Origin of the sequence: Xanthobacter wiegelii (assembly GCF_043193855.2) — a bacterium.
Classification (GTDB): domain Bacteria; phylum Pseudomonadota; class Alphaproteobacteria; order Rhizobiales; family Xanthobacteraceae; genus Xanthobacter; species Xanthobacter flavus_A.
The window spans coordinates 2325504-2338366 of the sequence record NZ_CM195529.1; the positions used below are offsets into that span (position 1 = coordinate 2325504).

The 12863-nt window shown below is 67.4% G+C and carries 11 protein-coding genes; 9 read left to right on the forward strand and 2 right to left on the reverse strand.

Annotated elements, in window-relative coordinates; all coding sequences use genetic code 11:
• Nucleotides 1–173: 173 nt before the first annotated feature.
• Complete coding sequence (locus V5F63_RS10635) at nucleotides 174–575, reverse strand: MerR family transcriptional regulator (RefSeq protein ID WP_245327516.1); 402 nt, start codon at nucleotides 573–575, stop codon at nucleotides 174–176.
• 400 nt (nucleotides 576–975) lie between these two features.
• Here V5F63_RS10635 and V5F63_RS10640 point away from each other — a divergent pair, with 400 nt between their 5' ends.
• Both V5F63_RS10640 and V5F63_RS10645 read left to right on the forward strand, forming a co-directional pair.
• Nucleotides 976–2328: an OmpP1/FadL family transporter gene (locus V5F63_RS10640; protein WP_209489009.1), complete on the forward strand. Its 1353-nt coding sequence runs from the start codon at nucleotides 976–978 to the stop codon at nucleotides 2326–2328.
• Nucleotides 2329–2508: 180 nt separating this feature from the next.
• Nucleotides 2509–4158 (forward strand): long-chain-fatty-acid--CoA ligase, encoded by a 1650-nt coding sequence (locus V5F63_RS10645; protein ID WP_394102643.1) that lies wholly within the window; start codon nucleotides 2509–2511, stop codon nucleotides 4156–4158.
• A 30-nt stretch (nucleotides 4159–4188) separates the two neighbouring features.
• On the opposite strand, the gene V5F63_RS10650 is transcribed toward V5F63_RS10645, so the two are convergent.
• The gene (locus tag V5F63_RS10650; protein WP_394102644.1) at nucleotides 4189–5988 is read right to left on the reverse strand and encodes an amidohydrolase; all 1800 of its coding nucleotides are present in this window, start codon (nucleotides 5986–5988) and stop codon (nucleotides 4189–4191) included.
• A gap of 278 nt (nucleotides 5989–6266) precedes the next feature.
• Between V5F63_RS10650 and V5F63_RS10655 the strand changes: the two genes are divergently transcribed.
• The 7 genes from V5F63_RS10655 to dxr all read left to right on the forward strand — a co-directional run bounded on the left by V5F63_RS10655 (nucleotide 6267) and on the right by dxr (nucleotide 12794).
• Nucleotides 6267–7271, forward strand: a complete 1005-nt coding sequence (locus V5F63_RS10655) for a 30S ribosomal protein S2 (protein ID WP_209489012.1) — start codon at nucleotides 6267–6269, stop codon at nucleotides 7269–7271.
• A gap of 121 nt (nucleotides 7272–7392) precedes the next feature.
• A complete protein-coding gene (tsf, locus tag V5F63_RS10660) occupies nucleotides 7393–8316 on the forward strand; it encodes a translation elongation factor Ts (RefSeq protein WP_024279302.1) in 924 nt (307 codons plus the stop codon).
• 23 nt (nucleotides 8317–8339) lie between these two features.
• Nucleotides 8340–9110 carry a UMP kinase gene (gene pyrH, locus V5F63_RS10665; protein ID WP_024279301.1) on the forward strand — a complete coding sequence of 257 codons (771 nt, stop codon included), beginning with the start codon at nucleotides 8340–8342 and terminating at the stop codon, nucleotides 9108–9110.
• Nucleotides 9111–9314: 204 nt separating this feature from the next.
• Nucleotides 9315–9878, forward strand: a complete 564-nt coding sequence (gene frr / locus V5F63_RS10670; RefSeq protein ID WP_209489013.1) for a ribosome recycling factor — start codon at nucleotides 9315–9317, stop codon at nucleotides 9876–9878.
• A gap of 106 nt (nucleotides 9879–9984) precedes the next feature.
• Nucleotides 9985–10797, forward strand: a complete 813-nt coding sequence (locus tag V5F63_RS10675; protein WP_209489014.1) for an isoprenyl transferase — start codon at nucleotides 9985–9987, stop codon at nucleotides 10795–10797.
• 5 nt (nucleotides 10798–10802) lie between these two features.
• Entirely contained in the window at nucleotides 10803–11615 is an 813-nt protein-coding gene (locus tag V5F63_RS10680; RefSeq protein ID WP_209489015.1) for a phosphatidate cytidylyltransferase, read from the forward strand.
• Nucleotides 11616–11624: 9 nt separating this feature from the next.
• The gene (gene dxr / locus V5F63_RS10685; RefSeq protein WP_394102645.1) at nucleotides 11625–12794 is read left to right on the forward strand and encodes a 1-deoxy-D-xylulose-5-phosphate reductoisomerase; all 1170 of its coding nucleotides are present in this window, start codon (nucleotides 11625–11627) and stop codon (nucleotides 12792–12794) included.
• The last annotated feature ends 69 nt before the right edge of the window (nucleotides 12795–12863 follow it).

Sequence of the window (12863 nt, forward strand, 5' to 3'; positions counted from 1 at the left end):
GCCGCTTGGTGCAGCGGGTTTTGCGTATGTCCTCCGCCGGCCAGAATGCTCCGTTGGCCTGGGCGTAGGACGTAAGGAGGCGATCCGCGCGAAAGACATTTCGCCCGGGCAACGCTCCTCATGAAACTCAGGATGGCCTATGCCCGGCCCGGCGCGACCCGGGCGGCACCGGCCTAGCCGGCGGCCTTCTGGTCGCCGGTCTCGATGGCGAGGGCAGCGAGCGCCTGCTCCTCTATGTCTTTCAGCTCGATAATGCTTTCCTCAAGCGCAAGACGCTGATCTTCCAGCATTTCGAGGCGATCCTGCACCTTCTTCAGCAGCAGGCGGATCTGCTCGGCCTGGCTCGGGTCGAGGTCGTAAAGGTCCAGATAGTCCTTGATCTCGCGCAGCGAAAAGCCCAGGCGCTTGCCGCGCAGGATCAGCGCCATCCGGGCGCGGTCACGCTTGGTGTAAACGCGCATCGTGCCGGCGCGGCGGGGGGTGATGAGCCCCTTGTCCTCATAGAAGCGGATGGTCCGCGGCGTGACGGAGAGATCCCGCGCCAGCTGCGTCACGGTGTAGAACGTGTCGGTCAATGCGGACGCGCCACCACGTTTGCCAGAGGATGCCACCGGTTCACCTATACGTCACCCAGTCGCCCTGAAGATACATGCTTTGACCTCCGCCGCAAGACCCGTTTGGCAGATGACCTTCCGGTCGCGACTTCACAAGGAACGGAGCAGGAGGCGGCTATAAGCCGGTCGCTAGAAGCCCTGCGACCGTCGACACTTCTGGACAGTATCGCTGTCTTTTCTGCACTGTTGCATCGGAGCCACGCCCACCGGATTCCCCAGCGTCGAGCCCCGCGACGCCGTAGGAAGCAGGTTGACGGATCATCGGCGAACGGCATGCTAGGTGACGTATAGGGCACCGATAAAACGTATAGTGCACCGCAGCGTGCCGGGCCCGGAGGAATACAGCCTAGGAGGGGGTCTCATGACGACGCACAATCGGGCCAGTGCGATTCACATTTGGTCGCGGCGCGTGGCTCCGGTGCTTGCCATTCCTGCCGTCGCGATTCCCGCCGTGCTGGCGGGCGGTTCGGCCGAGGCCGGCGGGTTCGGGCTGCGCGAGCAGAGTTCCTATTACCAGGGCACGTCATTTGCCGGTACGGCGGCGGGCGGCGACGGCCTCGCCGCCATGACCTGGAACCCCGCAGCCATCAGCTTCAATCCGGGGCTGAATGTCGAAGGCAACGTCACCTACATCGCGCCGCATGCGTCCATCGACGTGTTCGCGGCGGGCGCGCCCATCACCGGTACGAGCCTCGGCACCGTCGGTGTCAGCGACATGATCGACAACGGCACCCTGCCGACCTTCTTCGCCACCTACGCCTGGGACAAGTGGGCGATCGGATTCGGCATGACCTCGCCCTACGGCCTCGTCACCGATGCGCCGTGCAACTGGTCCGGCCGCTATTACGGCTGCTACAGCCGCATCTTCGACATGAACGCCCAGGTTTCGGTGGCCTACAAGGTGACCGACTGGATGACGATCGGCGGCGGCCTCAACGTCAATTACATCGACGCCAAGCTCACCAACGCCCAGTTCGCCGGCTTCGTGCCGCCCGCCAACAATCTTTACGCGCAGGTGGACGGCGACGACATCGGCTTCGGCATCAATCTCGGCGTCCTGTTCACCCTAGCGCCCGGCACCACCCTCGGCATCGGGTACAAGTCCCAGGTCACGCACACGCTCAACGGCGAGCTGGACCTTTCGGTCGCGAAGCTCATCCCGTTGCAGAACCGCTATGTCACTGCCGGTCTCACCCTGCCGGATCAGGTCACGGCCTCCTTCCGCTCGCAGCTCGATCCCAAATGGACCGTGCTCGGCACCGTCGAGTGGACCAACTGGTCCACGGTGCAGGAACTGGTGGTGAAGGCCAACAACATCCCGGTCAGCACCCTCGACCTCCAGTGGAATGACGGATGGTTCTTCTCCGGCGGTGTCGAATATCAGTGGGATCCGAAGCTCGCCCTGCGCACCGGCATCGGCTACGAGCTGACCCCGGTGCCTGATTCCACGCGCTCCCCGCGCCTGCCGGACACCAACCGTCTGTGGGTCTCGGCCGGCTTCACCTACAATTTCACGCAGCAGTTCTCGTTCGATTTCGCCTACACGCACCTGTTCGGCGAGACGAGCCCGATCTTCCTCACGCCGGCGGACCCCGCCAACGCGCTGCGCGGCACGCTGGTCGGCCAGGTGAGCGATGGCTATGCCGACATGATTTCGGTCGGCCTGCGCTACAAGTTCGACGCGCCGCAGGCGGCGGCTCTCATCACCAAGTAGGGTTTGCACCAGCCGGCGGCGTCCGCGTCGCCGGCGTCCATGCGGGACACCCGCTCCATACGTCTTTCCGGCGCAATCAAGCGCCAGGATCATTGAATCACGGCGCTGCTGAACGCATCGTCGGGGATCACGCTGCCGGCTTGCCAAAGAATAGAAAAGCGCCGGCGCAGGAGGGACATCATGCTCCATCGCACCGATGCGGCGCGCCTCGCCATCTCGCCCGTGCCCGAGCTTCTGGAGGCCAGCGTCGCCGCGCACGCCGCCAAGCCGGCGTTGAGCTTCCTCGGCCGCAAATGGACCTATGCCGAGGTGGGAACGGCCGTGAACAAAGTGGCGGCCGGGCTTCAGGCCATGGGCGTGCGTAAAGGCAGCCACGTGGGCCTCTGCCTGCCCAACACGCCCTATTCCGTCATCTTCTTCTTCGCGGTGATGAAGGCCGGCGGCACGGTGGTGAACTTCAGCCCGCTCTATGTGGAGCGCGAGCTCAGGCACCAGATCCGCGATTCCGGCACCACAATCATGGTGGTTCCGGACCTGAAACTCATCCACGACCGCGTGGCCGCCGTGGCGCACGAGACGGGACTGAAATCCATCATCGTCTGCCCCATGGCCGGTATCCTGCCGTTTCCCAAGGGCCTTCTCTTCAACCTGTTCAAGCGCAAGGAGAAGGCGGTCTACAGCACCGGCGACGGGATGCATGTGGACTACGCCTCCCTGCTGAAGCACGGCGACAGGCCTCAGCCGGTGCAGGTGGACCCGGCGAAGGACCTGGCCGTCCTGCAATATACCGGCGGCACCACGGGCGTGCCCAAGGGCGCCATGCTCACCCACGCCAACGTCTCGGCCAATGCCCGGCAACTGGTGCAGCATGCCGAGTGCGAGCGCATCGGGGTGAAGCGGGTGCTGGGGGTGCTGCCCCTGTTCCACGTCTTCGCCATGCAGACGGTGATGCTCATTCCCATCTGCCTCGGTGCCGAGATCATCCTGGTGCCGCGCTTCAACCTCATGTCGCTGCTCGACGACATCGAGCGCGAGAAGCCGACCATGTTCCCCGGCGTGCCGACCATCTATGCCGCCATCAACGCGGTGCCGGACATCGAGAAGCGCGATCTGTCGTCCCTCACGCTCGCCATCTCCGGCGGTGCGCCGCTGCCGCTCGACGTGCGCATGCGCTTCCAGGAGCTGACCGGCTGCCCGCTGGTGGAAGGCTATGGCCTGTCCGAAAGCTCGCCGGTGGTCAGCGCCAATCCGCCGCTTGGCCTCATCAAGGATGGGTCGGTGGGCACTGCTTTGCCCGAGACCGTGATCGAGATCCGCGATCTGGCCGATTCCACCCGCCTGATGCCGGTGGGCGCGAAAGGCGAGGTCTGCCTGCGCGGCCCGCAGGTGATGGCCGGCTACTGGAACCGTCCGGACGAGACCGCTGCCGTCTTCGTCGAGGGGGCGCTCAGGACCGGCGACGTGGGCTATCTGGACGAGGACGGCTACCTTTTCCTCGTGGACCGCATCAAGGATGTGATTCTTTGTGGCGGCTACAACGTCTACCCACGCATGATCGAGGAGGCGCTCTACCTCCATCCGGCGGTAGCCGAGGCTGTGGCCATCGGCATCCCCGACACTTATCGCGGGCAGGCGCCCAAGGCCTTTGTCACCCTGCGCCAGAATGCCGAGGCGACGCCGGCCGAGCTGATGGAATTCCTCTCCGCCCAGATATCCAAGATCGAGATGCCCAAGGCCATCGAGATCCGCGAGAGCCTGCCCAAGACCGTGGTGGGCAAGCTCTCCAAGAAGGAACTGGTGGAGGAGGAGCGCCAGCGGGCACAGGGCTGACCCCCGCGGGCAGAGGTCAGCCTCGCTCCGTCACCCGAAGATCTTCTCGCCGCCGACCCAGGTCTGCGAGACCTTGATCTTCATGATGGCGTCGGGCGCGACCTTGAACGGATCTTGCTCCAGCACGACCAGATCGGCCTGCTTGCCCACCTCCAGCGTGCCGAGGCGATCGGCCTGGCCGATCTGTGCCGCCGCCGCCGAGGTCACCGCCCGCAGCGCATCCTCCACGGCGATCGCCTGGTCGGGGCCGATGATGGAATTGTCGATGGCGCAGCGCCGCGTCACCGCGGTCTGAACGAGACGCAGGGACCCGAGGGGAGAGCAGGGCGCGTCCGTGTGCAGGGTGAAGGGCAGGCTCTCCTTCACGCAGGCGCCGGCCGGATCCATGAAGGCGGTGCGCTGCGGACCGAACAGCTGGTCGCGATAGGCGGCGCCGTAGAGATAGACGTGGTTCATCAGGAAGCTGGGCTGGACGCCCAGTTTCTTCATGCGCACCAGCTGGTCGGGCCGCGCCAGGGTGGCATGCTCGATGCGGTTGATTCCCGTCGACGGATTGGCGCCATAGGCGGCCTCGATGGCATCGAGCGCATTGTCGATGGCGGCATCGCCGTTGCAGTGGATCTGCACCGGCCAGCCGGCCGCCTTGATCGCCGCCACCATGGTCTTCAGCTCGGCCGGCGCATAATTGGGTTGGCCCTTCTCGTCGCCGCCGAGATAGGGGATCGTCTGCGCGCCAGTCTTGGTCTGGTTGGAGCCGTCGTCCACGATCTTGATGCCGTAGAGCGAGAATCGGGACTCGGGAAATAGTGCCGCCTTGGCGCCGCGCCCGAGGGCCTTGTAGGCATCGGCGGCGGCCATGTTGTCATACATGAGGCTGGCGCTCAGGCGGCCCGTTCCCGTGGCGGTGAGCTTGGTCAGCCCCTCGATCCAGTCCGGCTGGACGGTGCCCGGCTCATGGGTCGCGGTATTGCCGAGCGAGGCGCTCATCTTGAAGAAGTCGGTCATCGCCTTGGCGAAGATCGCCGGCGTGATCTTCGGCAGCGCATGCGTGACGAATTTCAGCAGGGCGCTTTCTTCGTAGATGAGCCCGTTCAGCTTGCCATCCGCGCCGCGGCCGAAATGCCCCCCGCCCGGGAGCATACCCACATCCGCCGGAATGTCGGCGATGCGAAAGGCTGGGGAATTGGCCGCCCCGTCATGCATGTTGATGTACCAGACCAGGATCGGACGATCCTTCGACACGCCGTCCAGCTCGGCCATGGACAGGTCGCCGCCCTGCAGCAGATTGTCGAAATTGTAGGCGAGCAGCCATTGGCCCGCCGGCAGCTTCGCGTCGAGGGCCTTGAGGCCGGCGATCAGGTCGGCGCGGGTGGGGTAATTGGAATAGCCCACATCGGCGAGCAGTTCGGAGAACAGGGCGACGAAGCAGCTGTGCTGGTGCGGATCGATGAAGCCGGGCAGGAGCGTGCGTCCGTCCAGATCGACGATCTTCGTGGCGGCGCCCTTCAGCCCGGCGATATCCGCGACGGAGCCTGCCGCGATGATCGCGCCACCCCTGACGGCCACGGCCTCAACCGACTTGGGGCCGGCGGCGGCCAGAGGCAGGATGGTGCCGCCCTGGAAGATCATGTCGGCGCCCCCCGCCACTTGCGCTCGAGCGCCGTCAGACGGCAGGGCGAGCCCGGCCATGCCGGTCACGGCGCCGGCAAGGGTCATGAAGCTGCGTCGCGAGGGACCCTCGCGCCAGGGCGCCGGACCGGTGGAACCGATGGACCAGTCGCTGAAGAGGCTCTTGTTCGTGAACAGGGTTCCCACGCAGAAGCGGCACATGTTCTTATCCTTGTCATTGCCAGTTGGCGGGCCACGCCGGGCGCGGCCCGCGCGATCGGCTTCCCCCGTGCTCCCATCGGGCCGTTCACATCATGGCACGATTCTGGCTCCTCAAGCGCGGTAGCGAGGGCTGCCGGGAGCCGCCACGCTTGCCTGCGGGGCATCCTTCGTGTATGTGCCCGACCCATTCCGCACGCGGACACAGGCCAGATCGGCCATCCGGTGCCTATCGTCATTGGCGAAGGTACGTCCGCGGAGGCTCAACCGGAGAATACCAAGTGGCTCTTCCCGACTATTCGATGCGTCAGCTCCTCGAAGCTGGCGTGCACTTCGGACATCAGTCCCACCGCTGGAACCCCAAGATGGCTCCGTACATCTTCGGCGTTCGCAACAACATCCACATTCTCGACCTGTCGCAGACCGTGCCGGCGCTCCACCGCGCCCTGCAGGCCGTGTCCGACACCGTGGCCCAGGGCGGCCGCGTGCTGTTCGTCGGCACCAAGCGCCAGGCGCAGGAGCAGGTGGCGGACGCCGCCCGCCGCTCCGCCCAGTATTATGTGAATTCCCGCTGGCTCGGCGGCATGCTCACCAACTGGAAGACCATCTCCAACTCCATCGCCCGGCTGAAGAAGCTGGAGGAGATGCTGGCCGCCCCCGAGGCGTCTTCCGGCTACACCAAGAAGGAGCGCCTGACGCTCTCCCGTGAAAAGGAGAAGCTGGACAAGGCGCTCGGCGGCATCCGCGACATGGGCGGCCTGCCGGACCTGCTGTTCGTGATCGACACGAACAAGGAAGACATTGCGGTCAAGGAAGCCCAGCGCCTCGGCATCCCGGTGGCGGCCATCCTCGACACCAATTGCGATCCCGACGGCATCGCTTTCCCGGTCCCGGGCAACGATGACGCCGGCCGCGCCATCCAGCTCTATTGCGACCTCATCGCCCGCGCCGCCATCGACGGCATCGGCCGTGGCCACAGCGACCTCGGTTACGACACGGGCGCCGAAGAGGCCCCCCTCGTCGAGGACCTGCCGGTCGAGACCAGCGTGTGGTCGTCCTTCGAGCCGCTCTCCGGTCCGCGCGGCGTCGCCGACGACCTGAAGAAGCTCACCGGCGTCAGCCCCGAGATCGAGCAGAAGCTCAACGATCTCGGCGTGTTCCACTTCGGCCAGATCGCCGGTCTCGATGCCACCGATGCGCACCGCATCGGCGAGGAAGTGGGTCTGCCGGGCCGTGTCGACGGCTGGATCGCCCAGGCCAAGGAGCTGTCTGCCGAGGTCGAGTGACACCTGTCACCAACCTTGTCGCAGATCTGAAAACGAATCGAGAGTAATGGGGCGCACCGCGCCCCCACGGCCGGCTCGGGCGCACCGTGGCCGGCCGTGGCGCGAGAAGAAGGGATTGAACATGGCTGCGATCACCGCCGGGCTCGTGAAGGAACTGCGCGACAAGACCGGCGCAGGCATGATGGACTGCAAGTCCGCGCTCACCGAGACGAACGGCGACGTCGAGGCTGCCATCGACTGGCTGCGCAAGAAGGGCCTCGCCAAGGCCGCCAAGAAGGCCGGCCGCGTGGCCGCCGAGGGCCTGGTTGCGGTCGAGTCCTCCGGCCACTACGCCGCCGCCGTCGAGGTGAATGCCGAGACCGACTTCGTGGCGCGCAACCCGGACTTCCAGGCGTTCGTGCGTGAGGTGGCCAAGGTCGCCCTCAACACGGACGGCTCCCTGGAGGCCGTCGCCGCCGCCAAGTTTCCGGGCGAGGACGTCACCGTCGCCGACCGCCTCACGGCGCTCATCGCCACCATCGGCGAGAACATGACGCTCCGCCGTTCGGTGAAGCTCACGGTCTCCAAGGGCGTGATCGCCTCCTACGTGCACGGTGCCGTGGTCGAGGGCCAGGGCCGCATCGGCGTGCTCGTGGCGCTCGAGTCCGAGGGCGACGTGGAGAAGCTCTCCACCCTCGGCCGGCAGATCGCCATGCATGTGGCGGCCCTCAACCCGCTGGCGCTCGACGCCTCCGGCATCGACGAGGCCACCATCGCCCGCGAGAAGGCCATCCTGCTCGAGAAGCACCAGGGCAAGCCCGCCAACGTGCAGGACAAGATCGCCGAAAGCGGCATGAAGAGCTTCTTCAAGGAGAACACCCTCCTCGACCAGCCCTTCGTGCATGACGGCTCCAAGTCCGTCGCGCAGGTGCTGAAGGAGGCCGAGGGCCAGGTCGGCGCTCCGGTCAAGCTCACCGCCTTCGTGCGCTACGCGCTCGGCGAGGGCATCGAGAAGGAAGAGACCGACTTCGCGGCCGAGGTGGCCGCCGCCGCCGGCCAGTCCTGATCGCAGGCGGGGAGGGGGCTCCCATGACCGCGATTTCCGACGATTCGGACTATCCCGAACCCCCGGCGCCCTTCGCGGCGCCGGGACTGCCTTATCCCCGCATCCTGGTGAAGGTCTCCGGCGAGGCGCTCATGGGCGCCGAGCCCTTCGGCCTGCATCCGCCCACCGTCGCCCGCATCGCCCGTGACCTCGTCGCCGCCCGTGCGGCGGGGTGCGAGGTGGCGGTCGTCGTCGGCGGCGGCAACATCCTGCGTGGCGCGCGCGTCGCGGACGAGAACCTCGACCGCGCCACCGCCGACCACATGGGCATGCTCGCCACCGTCATGAACGGCCTGGCGCTGGAACGGGCCATCGAGGCTGCCGGCGCCCCGGCGCGCACGCTCTCCGCCATTCCCATGCCGACGGTGTGCGAGCCCTACGCCCGCCAGCCGGCCATGCGGCACCTGCGGCGCGGCCGCATCGTGGTGCTCACCGGCGGAACGGGCAATCCCTACTTCACCACCGACACCGGAGCCGTGCTCCGCGCGGCCGAGCTGGACTGCGACGCTGTGCTGAAGGCGACCAATGTGGATGGCGTCTATTCCGCCGATCCCAAGCTCGATCCCTCGGCCACGCGCTACGACCGCATCACCCATGACGAGGCGCTCTCCCGCGATCTCAAGGTGATGGATGCGGCTGCGTTCGCGCTTGCCCGCGAAGCGGCGTTGCCGATAATCGTGTTTTCCATCCGTGAGCCCGGCGCCATCGCCACGGCGGCGATGGGCGAGGGGCGCGTCACCGTCGTCGCGCCCTGATCCGGCTCGGCGAGGGCGGGCGCTGCGCGGCCACCGAATCGCCGTGTCGCGCTGCCATGCCGATTGTCGCGGCGACAGTCTCCGGGCACCCGGATCCGTCACCGCCCGCCGGGCCTTTCCTGTCGGGGCCGCACCGACGCATGGAATCTGAAACGTTTCCGTGCGATTGAAGCCTGCCCGCGATCTTGAACACAGAGGATAGTCATGACCACCGGGACCTTCGACATGGCCGATCTCAAGCGCCGCATGCATGGCGCGGTCGGCGTGCTCAGGGAAGAACTGGGCGGCCTGCGCACCGGCCGCGCCTCGGCCAGCCTTCTCGAACCGATCACGATCGAGGCCTATGGCGCGCGGATGCCGCTGAACCAGGTGGCCACCGTCTCCGTCCCCGAGGCCCGCATGCTCTCCGTGCAGGTGTGGGACCGCGGCATGGTGAATGCCGTGGAAAAGGCGATCCGCGATTCGAATCTCGGCCTCAATCCGGCGACCGAGGGCCAGGTTCTTCGCCTGCGCATCCCGGAACTCAACCAGGAGCGCCGCCAGGAGCTCGTCAAGGTTGCGCACAAGTACGCCGAGGCCGCCCGGGTCGCGGTACGTCATGTGCGTCGCGACGGGATGGACCTGCTGAAGAAGCTGGAAAAGGACAGCGAGATGGGGTCCGATGAGCTGGAGCGCCTCTCGAAGGATGTCCAGAAGGCGACCGACGAGACCATCTCCGAGATCGACCAGACCCTCGCCCAGAAGGAAAAGGAAATCCTTTCCGTCTGAGTGCAGGCAACGCGGCGGGGCAGGGGCGGCCGGCCAGTTTCTGTCGGCCGGCGCGGTTTGAGAGCCAACGCGGTTTGAGGACGAAGGTGTGAGCCCTGAGCAAGCCATGACCGCGCGTGCCGCGAGCGAGACCGCCGTACCCGGCCGGACGCCGCCCGCCGTTCCCGTGGCGGGTGGCCAGCCGACGCCCGCACCGGCGCCGCGATGCGTTCCCGTGCATGTCGGCGTCATCATGGACGGCAACGGCCGCTGGGCGACGTCCCGCAAGCTGCCGCGCGTGGAGGGACATCGCCGCGGCGTCGAGGCGCTGCGCCGCTGCGTGCGGGCCGCGCGCGAGATCGGCATCCGCTTCCTCACCATCTACAGCTTCTCCGCGGAGAATTGGTCGCGCCCCGTCAGCGAGGTGACGGAGCTGATGCGGCTGCTCAAGTTCTTCCTGCGTCACGATCTCGCCGAGCTGCATTCCGGCAACGTGCGGGTGAAGGTGATCGGGGAGCGGGCCGGCCTTGCCCCCGACATCCGCCAGCTGCTCGACGATGCCGAAGCGCTGACCTGCGACAATACCGGCCTCACGCTGGTGGTTGCCTTCAACTATGGCGCGCGCCAGGAGATCGCCTCGGCCGTCGCGCGCATCGCGGCGGATGTGGCGGCCGGGCGGGTGAAGCCCGAGGACGTGGACGTGGAGATGATCTCCCAGCGGCTCGAAACCGCCGGCATCCCCGATCCTGACCTCATCGTGCGCACCTCCGGTGAGCAGCGGCTGTCGAATTTCCTGCTGTGGCAGGCCGCCTATTCCGAGTTTGTGTTCCTGCCCATCTACTGGCCTGACTTCGACAAGGCCGCCCTCCTCGCGGCCATCGACGAATTTGCCCGGCGCGACCGGCGGTTCGGCGGCGTGACGCCCCGCACCGGACCCTGACCCTCGTGCATTTCGGCTCAGACCTCGGCAATCGCACCCTGTCCGCCCTCGTCCTCGTGCCGGTGGTGCTCGCCACGGCGTGGTTCGGCGGTATCCCCTTCGCCATTCTCTGGGTGGTTGCCGGGCTGCTTGTCCTGAACGAATGGGCTGTCATCGCGCGGCTCGATCATCGCCCGGTCTATCTTGGCCTCGGCGGCCTCGGCCTTGTGGCCGGCGGCGTGCTGGCGGTGACGTCCGATCCCACTTGGGCCTTCAGCGCGGCCGTGCTCAGCGCCGCCGCCTGCACCCTTGCCGTGCCGCGGCAAAGCGCCTGGGCGCTGGCCGGCGTGTTGGCGGCGGCCAGCGCGGCGCTCCCCGTGGTGGTCCTGCGCGGCACCTCGCCGCTGGGCCTTTCGGCCGTGCTCTATCTGTGCGCCATCGTCTGGGCTACTGACATCTTCGCCTATTTCACCGGCCGCGCCCTTGGCGGGCCGAAGCTGTGGCCACGGGTGTCGCCGAACAAGACGTGGTCAGGCGCCATCGGCGGAACGCTTCTTGGAACCCTCTGCGGCCTCGCGGTCGCCTACGCGTCCGGCGCGCCGGCCCTGCTGCCGCTCGCCGGCCTCTCCCTCCTGCTCAGCATCGTCAGCCAGGCCGGCGACCTCGCGGAATCGGCGGTCAAGCGCCTGTTCGGCGTGAAGGATGCGAGCCGGCTCATTCCCGGCCATGGCGGCCTGCTCGACCGGCTTGACGGCTTCGCCGCGGCCGCGCTGGTGGCGGTCGTCGCCGCGGTGCTGCGCAATGCGGGCGACCCGGCGGCCGGTCTGCTTTTGTGGTAGGACGCTCCCATGAAACGTCTCTCCGTGCTCGGGGCCACGGGCTCCATCGGTCACAGCGTCCGCAAGGTTCTGGCGGATGCGCCCGGCCTTTATGAGGTCGAGGCCGTGGCCGGCGGGCGCGATGCCGCGGCCCTGGCCGAGACAGCGCGCGCCCTCGGCGCCCGCTTCGCGGCGCTGGCCGACCCCGCCGGGGGCGCCGCGTTGAAGGAGGCCCTCGCCGGTAGCGGCATCGAGAGCGGCGCCGGACCCGAGGCGGTGCTGGAGGCCGCGCGCCGCGACACGGACGTGGTGGTGAGCGCCATCGTCGGCTGCGCCGGGCTCGCCCCTACGGTCGCCGCCTTCGCGCCCGGCCGTCGCGTCGCGCTCGCCAACAAGGAGTGCCTCGTCGCCGCTGGCGCCTTCTTCATGGCCGAGGCGGCCCGGCTCGACACCGAGATCCTGCCCGTGGATTCCGAGCACAACGCCATCTTCCAGGCGCTCTCGGCCGGTCCCCACAAGGCGGTGGAGAAGATCACGCTCACGGCCTCCGGCGGCCCGTTCCGGCTCAAGAGCCGGGAGGAGATCGCCCGCGCTTTGCCGCAGGATGCGCTGAAGCATCCCAACTGGAACATGGGCGCGAAGGTCACCATCGATTCCGCGACGCTCATGAACAAGGGGCTGGAGCTGATCGAGGCCCAGCACCTGTTCGGGGTATCCGCCGACCAGCTGGACGCCGTGGTCCATGCCGAGTCGGTGGTGCACGGCCTTGTCTCCTTCATCGACGGCTCGGTGACTGCCGGACTGGCGCTTCCGGACATGTGCGTGCCCATCGCCCATTGCCTCGCCTACCCCGAACGGGTGGCCACCTCCTGCCGCAAGCTCGATCTCGTGGCGCTCGGCCGACTGAGCTTCGAAGCGCCGGACCTCGCGCGCTTCCCCGCCCTCGGCCTCGCCCATGAGGTGCTGAAGCAGGGCGGCGTCGCAGCCACCATCCTCAATGCGGCGAATGAGATCGCCGTCGCGGCCTTCCTGGAGGGGCGGATCGGCTTCTACGGCATCACCGATATCGTGGCCGCGACCCTCGACCGCATCAACGGTGGTCCGGCACCGGCGAGCATCGCCGAGGCGTTGGACGCCGACCAGCTTGCGCGCAGAACGGCAACCGGACTTCTGCCCAAGTTTGCCGCAAAGGCATCCTAAGAGCAGTTTCCGTCGCGCGGCTCCGGTGCACCGAGGCTGGCGAGCGCGCGATAAGTGTGTAGGTTTGGC

Coding starts and splice junctions, on each gene's coding strand:
- V5F63_RS10640 (WP_209489009.1), top strand. CDS start 976: ATGACGACGCACAATCGGGCCAGTGCGATTCACATTTGGTCGCGGCGC.
- V5F63_RS10645 (WP_394102643.1), top strand. CDS start 2,509: ATGCTCCATCGCACCGATGCGGCGCGCCTCGCCATCTCGCCCGTGCCC.
- V5F63_RS10650 (WP_394102644.1), bottom strand. CDS start 5,988: ATGTGCCGCTTCTGCGTGGGAACCCTGTTCACGAACAAGAGCCTCTTC.
- tsf (WP_024279302.1), top strand. CDS start 7,393: ATGGCTGCGATCACCGCCGGGCTCGTGAAGGAACTGCGCGACAAGACC.
- pyrH (WP_024279301.1), top strand. CDS start 8,340: ATGACCGCGATTTCCGACGATTCGGACTATCCCGAACCCCCGGCGCCC.
- frr (WP_209489013.1), top strand. CDS start 9,315: ATGACCACCGGGACCTTCGACATGGCCGATCTCAAGCGCCGCATGCAT.
- V5F63_RS10675 (WP_209489014.1), top strand. CDS start 9,985: ATGACCGCGCGTGCCGCGAGCGAGACCGCCGTACCCGGCCGGACGCCG.
- dxr (WP_394102645.1), top strand. CDS start 11,625: ATGAAACGTCTCTCCGTGCTCGGGGCCACGGGCTCCATCGGTCACAGC.